We start from the raw sequence: 6,722 nt of genomic DNA on the forward strand, positions 1-6,722 counted from the left end.
GCAGCTATCAATGCTACCTTCTTCTGATGGCCTGCTGTATACGGGTCTCGTTCTTCAACGATCCTTGAAAGGAGTAAAATAACTTCTTCAAAGTATTTTTCCAGCTTTTTTGCATAATTTTTGGTTTCCTCTTTTGCTTCTATTGCCAGGGCAGTTTCCATCAGATTTGCGATGTAAAGGGCCAGAATGTGGTTAAACCACTCATCCTGCCTATCTATATCGTGCTTCTTAGTATATTCACATTTCAAAATTCCCCACAACTCATTTTCGACAAATATAGGGGTATCGATGACCGATTTAATTTCTCTGGGCTTTATATAATTTTCATAAAGCTCCATTAGCCTGTTATCTTGTGTTACATCCGGTGTACTGATTTGTATTCCCTGTTTCAAAAAAATTTAAGTAACGGCGATGCACTTTTTCACTAAAGGTAACCTTTTCCAATTCTAAGTCGTTTTTCTCGGAGTTGTATACTACTTTGTTCTCGTAATTCCCATCTTTTAAGATCCATATTCCAAATCTGCTGGCATTGAGCACTTTGCAAGAATTCTTTGCAATTTCAAAGAAAGCGGATTCAATATCTTTAATGTAAGATCCACTGCTTTTAAAAAGGCTTATAAGGTATAGTCTCTGGTTTAGAGAGTTTTCAAGAAGCCTTGCCTCTTTTTCCCTGAAAAGCTTTTCATCCGTTATATCTGAGAGAAAGCCTTCAATGTATTCGAGGGTACCTCCCTTAAAAACACCGCGTGCATTATTTCTTATCCACTTTATGTTGCCTTTAAAGGTTTTAAGTTTGAATTCAAAATTTTTAACCACTTTATTTTTGAAAATCAGATCAATCCACCTTTCTCTGTCTTCTGAATTGACGTAAAAATCCCGGGCGTTTAATCTCGATAGGATTTCAAAACTCGGAACCTCAAGAATATTAAGGAGTTCTAAATTTCCAAGAAGAAATTTCCCCTGTGTTGTAGTCCTGTACATTCCTAAAGGTAGATTGCGTATGAGTTCTCGCTGCGTTTTCCAGGTGTGAATAACGTCTCCCAGCATGTTAACGTTTTTGCAGAGATACTGCAGTAAGAGGTAGGATTCTGTTTTTTTAAAGTCTTCTTTTTCCAAAATTAGCATAAAACCGTCGAGTCCCTTCACTTCCCTTGATGTAACCGCTATATTAATTGGTGTATCGTCTAAATCACTCTGGAGTCTCAAGAAGTCATCGAGTTCCATAGCTGGGAGGTCTAAGTCATAAATAAATATCGGGTATTGTTTCTTTTCGAGTGCGCTGATGTAATCTTCAAGAGATTCTATTATTTCGGATGTCAAGCCGTGCTTTTCGGCAAAAACTTTCAAAACTGTATGAATCGAAGAATCTTTACCCACATAATAAATATCTTTGCTCTCCATATATTAATTATACGTTCCTTTTTAGCGGGAATCAAACTCGTTTTGTGAATGAAAAAACTTGTATATTCTTTCTGCAGCTTTCTTATTAATTCCTGCCTTTTTTAGTTCTTCCAATGAAGCTTCTCTAATTTTTTTAATACTTCCAAAATAGTGTGTGAGTTTTTCTATTGTTTTTGGCCCTATACCTTTGATTTTGTAAGGGAATTCCAAAAACCTTTTATTTCTCAACTTTCTATGATATTGTATTGCAAACCTATGGGCTTCATCTCTTAAAATTTTAAGTAGTGAAAAAAGGTGGCTTCTTTTGGGAACCATAATTCTTCGGCCATCCTCGAGATAAAGATCATCAAACCTTTTGGCAAAAGCCATAAGTGGAACATCCTTTTTTAACTCCTCTTTTGCTTTTTTTGCTGCGTTTAATTGGGTTATTCCTCCATCGATAAGGATTACATCGGGTAATGGTTCGTCATCGAGCCTCCTTTTAACCACCTCATACATCATTTGTGGGTCATCAATGTATTCTCCTTTAATTTTATATTTCCTGTAGTTTGATTTGGAAAGGCGATTTTTTACGAAGCACACAAAACTTCCTACCCTTTCGTCACCAAAAAGTTGAGAAATATCACAGGCCTCTATCCTCTCTGGAACTTTCACCATGTGCAAAAGTTCTGAAAGCTCAACAAGGCCTGGATGTACTTTCTTTGCGCCTTTCTTTTTAGCTATTTCTTCTTCCAGCTCTTTTTTGGCATTTTCATAAGCCATTTCTATCAGCTTTTTTTCTTCTCCTGTTGCGATTCTTATTTTTATTTTCAGTGCAGAGCTTACGGTGGGCAAGTCTTCAAAACTTTTATCAATTATAATATTGTCAGGGGGGTTGCTGGCAGATGAATAGTATTGCATAATAAATCCTTTAAGGATTTCTTCCTCACTATCGTGTTCTAAAACCTCAAGGAAATAGGATTCTCTATCTACCAAAATCCCTTCCCTTATTTTGAGGAGATAGGCAATACCGCTTTTCCCCAATCTGTAAACTACGCAGACATCTTTGTTTTCGCCTCCAATTCTTGATACTACCTGCTCCTTAGAAAGTTTTGTGATCGCGAGCAGCTCGTCCCTATAAATCTTTGCCTTCTCAAATTCCAACCTTGAAACTGCCTCTTTCATTTTTTCCTCAAGTTCTTTGATAATCTCGGATGTTTGACCTTTTAAGAACTTTATTACATTCTGGACTATGTTGTTGTAGACTTCTTCATTTACATTGCCATCAATACATGGGGCCAGACATTTTCCTATCTGGTAGTCTATGCAGGGCTTAATTTTCCTGTCAGAAGGAAGTTTATACTTGCAAGTTCTTATAGGGAAGATTTTTCTTATCGCGCGAATGGTTCGCCTGACGGATTGGGCATTCACATAGGGTCCAAAAATCGTTATACCAGGCTCTTTGAGATTTCGCGTTAGCGAAATAGATGGAAATCTTTCCATTGTGATTTTTATAAAGGGGTATTTCTTATCATCCTTGAGCCTGATGTTGTATCTTGGCTTGTAGATTTTAATAAGGTTTGCTTCAAGAAGCAGGGCGTCCTCTTCCGAGTTTGTAATTATATAGTCGATGTTGTTCGCCCTTTTTATCAGTATCGCAATTCGTGGGTCTTCGGGCATTGTTAGATAATTCTTTAAGCGATTTTTCAGATCTCGTGCTTTTCCAACATAAAGAATCTCTTCTCCCGATTTGAAGATGTAAACTCCAGGCGTGTGTGGGGCTGATTCTATTTTTTCTTTTAAAACTTTGTTCATCCTTTTTATTTTAAATCCATTTTGCTGGATTTTCCTTATTTTGTGGGCTTCTTTAAGCATATTTAACGGGAAACCGCGAAACGGTTTGAAATTTCTAAGAAGTGAGTTAAAATATTAACCGTGCAAAATAAGGAAAACTCTAGAAAGTATGTGAGATTCATCCTTCCTTCCCTTAACCTTCAGGAGTTCAACCAAAAACTTCAGGATTTTAGCAAGATACTTGATCTCAGTGGAATTGGTGTCTTTGATGATGAGTTTCGCCTTATTTTTTGTGCTGGGCTGGATAGGGCTTTCTTTGAGGCTCTGCCAAGAGAGTTAATCCGCTTACAGGGAGAAGATCACACGTGGAACCTTCTGCAATATGCGGGCTTATTTGGTTTGTTTAAACATTATAATTTTGAAGATGGGCGAATCTATACTGCATTACTTTTCTTTTCTAAGGAGCCCACTATAATTAGCGGCTTTCTCGATTATTTCTGTGAATCAATTGTGAGAGAAGTGATATTGTATAGGAGTGTCAAGAACGAATTTGAGCGAACCATAAGCGGTCTTGAGAAGTTATACAAAGGGAATACAATTATTGCTTCCTCCGAAGTTTTTATCTCTGGTGGATACAAGAGAAAAGGTGCGTCCGATGGCGCTACCGAATTTTCTCCTTGCCTTTTAAAAGGAGAGGTAGTGGATAAGGTAAAATGGTTGACTGCTATTAATTACTTTCAAAGAAAATATGTTGAATTTGCGAGGGTAAGTTTCCTGGGTGAGAGTTACTACGTTTTTGGCAGTTTTAATAGACATATTTCCACTTGTCTTATTAAATATGATTTTGTAAAGAAGTTAAAGGCAGAAACTGAACGGGCCAAGAGGGGTAAAATTGTTCGGATCTCAACAATAGCTGTGGAGCCATGGAGAAAGGCATATACCGTTAATTTTTATATGAAACCGTCCAGAGGGCTACCCGAAGAATGGAAAAGGATTTTTAGCGTTAGTGGAGATAAAATCTCTGAGAGCCTCATAAAATCTCTACAACCCATTTTATCCATTGTCAAAAGTAAGGATTTACATACTTACCTTCATCTTAAAAATGTCGCAAGACTATCGGGAATTATAGCTTATGAGATGGGGCTTGATGAGAATGAATTAGTATATGTACAGCTTGCAGGTCTTGTACACGATATCGGGAAGATTGTTTTGCCCTTAGAACTGATAACAAAGCCTCAGGCCCTTGGTGAAATGGAAATGGAAATGATTAAACTTCATGTGAAATATTCTTGTGATATTGTTAGAGATCTCGACTTTTTGGAGGGAACTTTGAATTATATAAGACAGCATCACGAAAGGCTGGATGGCTCAGGTTATCCGGATGCACTGAAGGGGAGTGAAATTAGTTCTGCATCACATGCGGTTATAATGGCTGACATTCTTGATGCCATGTCATCCGACAGACCTTACCGAAGAAAACGCACTTTTGCTGAGATAGAGGAAGAAATTGAAATAGGAAAAAATGTCAAGTATGATCCAAAGGCTGTAGATATTGCCTTAAAACTTCTTCACAATGGTCTTGTAGTCCTTCCTGACTGATCTTATTTTGGAATGTTTTTCCTTGGCTTTGCGCTGGAGGGGAATGGCTACCTTTGACAAGTATTTCAAAGGTTTTTACTTTTGAACAATTAAGGGCTTGATAAAAAGTTTTGGGTTTTGCTTCTTGTCTTTTCAGTTATAGTGGGTAATGTTTTAAGCCCTCTCGGTAATCCTCAAAATTTGCCAATTGCTATGAGTCGGGTTTTTGCCTTTTTAAATATCTTTTCTTTTTCGCATTAGCAAATTTGATGCTGCTTTTTGTCTTTATGGTTATTATTTTGAAGGAGGAGTTTCATCCCCGCCCTCTTTCCCATTCTCATGAGTCAATCAAAGACAAGGAGCTTGCAAGGTATTTTAGAATTTCGCTTTCTTTATTCTTTTTCCTTATCGGGCTAAAAATCTTAGAGTTTTTTACCCGGTTTAAATTCCGTTAGAAAATATCTTTTATCTCACTCCTTTTTGTATCTACTTTTTCAATCTTTTGCAAGAAGAGAGGAAAAGTTTTGAAAGGCGTAGACTATAAAACTCTTGCCTTCTTCGTAGGAATGTCTATTGTTGCCGAAGCAATAGCAAGTAGTCTTGTTTTTCTAAATTTTACTGGTTGTTGGACTTTTTCGAATATATAAAATTTAGAGTTCCCTTAGCTGTTCTTCAATTGCCTGTGTTACTTCTCCGTCTCCGGTTTTGCAGAATAATTGGATAGGTTTAAAATAAGTTCATGAAAAGATCGATTTGTGCGAGGGATTGTTATGATACCTGTTTTTTCAAAACTGCATATGACGGGGAACGCCTAAACATTTCCCCTGAAAGAGAGCATCCCATCACTGCTGGTTTTCTTTGCTACAAAGGGATGCACATGAACGAGTGGGCTCTTTCAGAAAGGCGTTTGAAATATCCTTTGTTTCAAGTTAGAAAAGGCTCCGGGCAATTTCAAAATTTGTCTTGGGACGGTGCCTTTTACATATTCAAAAGTGCCATTGATGAGGTTGTCTGTAAGTATGGACCGGATAAGATTCTTGTCTTTGAATTTGCAGGTACACGGGGAATTATTAATCGGTTTTTCCCATACCGATTTTTTAATAAATTAAATGCCACCTTTGTAAATCACAATGTTTGTGATTCAGGTGGAGATGAGGCTTTAAAGGACGTTTATGGAACATCTGTCGGGCTGTCACCTGAAGATGTGAAAAATTCGGGTTTGATTGTCTACTGGGGGATAAATCCCGTTAAAACTAATCTTCACGGGTACAACTATTTCAGGAGACGAAATTTCGAGATCTGGGTCGTGGATGTAAGGAGAAGCGAAACTGCAGTTTCCAACAATTTCATTAAGATTAAACCGGGTACTGACATTTTTTTTGCCCTGCTTGTAGCTAAAATTTTAATTGATAGAAAGTGGTATAATGAAGGGTTTGTTTTACAGAACTCTATAGGTTTTCATGAGTTTAAAGAGTATCTTGATAAGTATACTTTTGATTATTTATCGGAGAAGTGCGGTGTATCATTCTCCTTAGTGGAAAAATTTGCGCTAAAGTTTTATGAGAAAAGAGGCATTGTACATATTGGATATGGATTTCAGAGGAGCAAAGAAGGGCCTTCGTCTGTGGCCTTTATATCCTATCTACCTTTCCTCGTAGGAAACTTACCGGGATTTATTTACAATATGGACGTTGGACTGGATAAAGATTACGTAAAAGGTTTTAATTTAAGGACGAAGGAGCCGAAGTACATATTACAATCCAAGCTCGCTGAAGCCATTGAAAATGATGAGGTTAAATTACTTTTTGTCTATAATGCCAATCCGCTAACGACAAATCCAAATGTAAACAGGCTGAGAAAGGCAATTGTTGATAAGGGAGTTTTTGTTGTTACCCACGACCTCTTTTTGACAGATACTGCAATTTTTTCAGACCTCGTTTTTCCAGCCAAGTCCTTTTTTGAATACTTTG

The 6,722-nt window shown here is 37.3% G+C and carries 5 protein-coding genes; 2 read left to right on the plus strand and 3 right to left on the minus strand.

What is annotated here, in order from left to right:
* From QMD82_07135 to uvrC, 3 genes are all read right to left on the minus strand, one after another.
* Positions 1-338: GAF domain-containing protein (locus QMD82_07135; GenBank protein MDI6851688.1), on the minus strand; the 338-nt coding region annotated here is incomplete at its 3' end.
* 7 nt (positions 339-345) lie between these two features.
* Positions 346-1,401, minus strand: coding sequence for a PAS domain-containing protein (locus QMD82_07140; GenBank protein MDI6851689.1), 1,056 nt, complete (start codon positions 1,399-1,401; stop codon positions 346-348).
* Between the two features lie 21 nt (positions 1,402-1,422).
* Positions 1,423-3,195 (minus strand): excinuclease ABC subunit UvrC, encoded by a 1,773-nt coding sequence (uvrC, locus tag QMD82_07145; protein ID MDI6851690.1) that lies wholly within the window; start codon positions 3,193-3,195, stop codon positions 1,423-1,425.
* Between the two features lie 120 nt (positions 3,196-3,315).
* On the opposite strand from uvrC, the gene QMD82_07150 reads away from it, so the two are divergent.
* Positions 3,316-4,773 carry an HD domain-containing protein gene (locus QMD82_07150; GenBank protein ID MDI6851691.1) on the plus strand — a complete coding sequence of 486 codons (1,458 nt, stop codon included), beginning with the start codon at positions 3,316-3,318 and terminating at the stop codon, positions 4,771-4,773.
* 718 nt (positions 4,774-5,491) lie between these two features.
* On the plus strand, positions 5,492-6,722 hold a 1,231-nt coding region (locus QMD82_07155), incomplete at its 3' end, for a molybdopterin-dependent oxidoreductase (GenBank protein MDI6851692.1).

Source organism: bacterium (genome assembly GCA_030019025.1).
Classification (GTDB): domain Bacteria; phylum Hydrothermota; class Hydrothermia; order UBA1063; family UBA1063; genus UBA1063.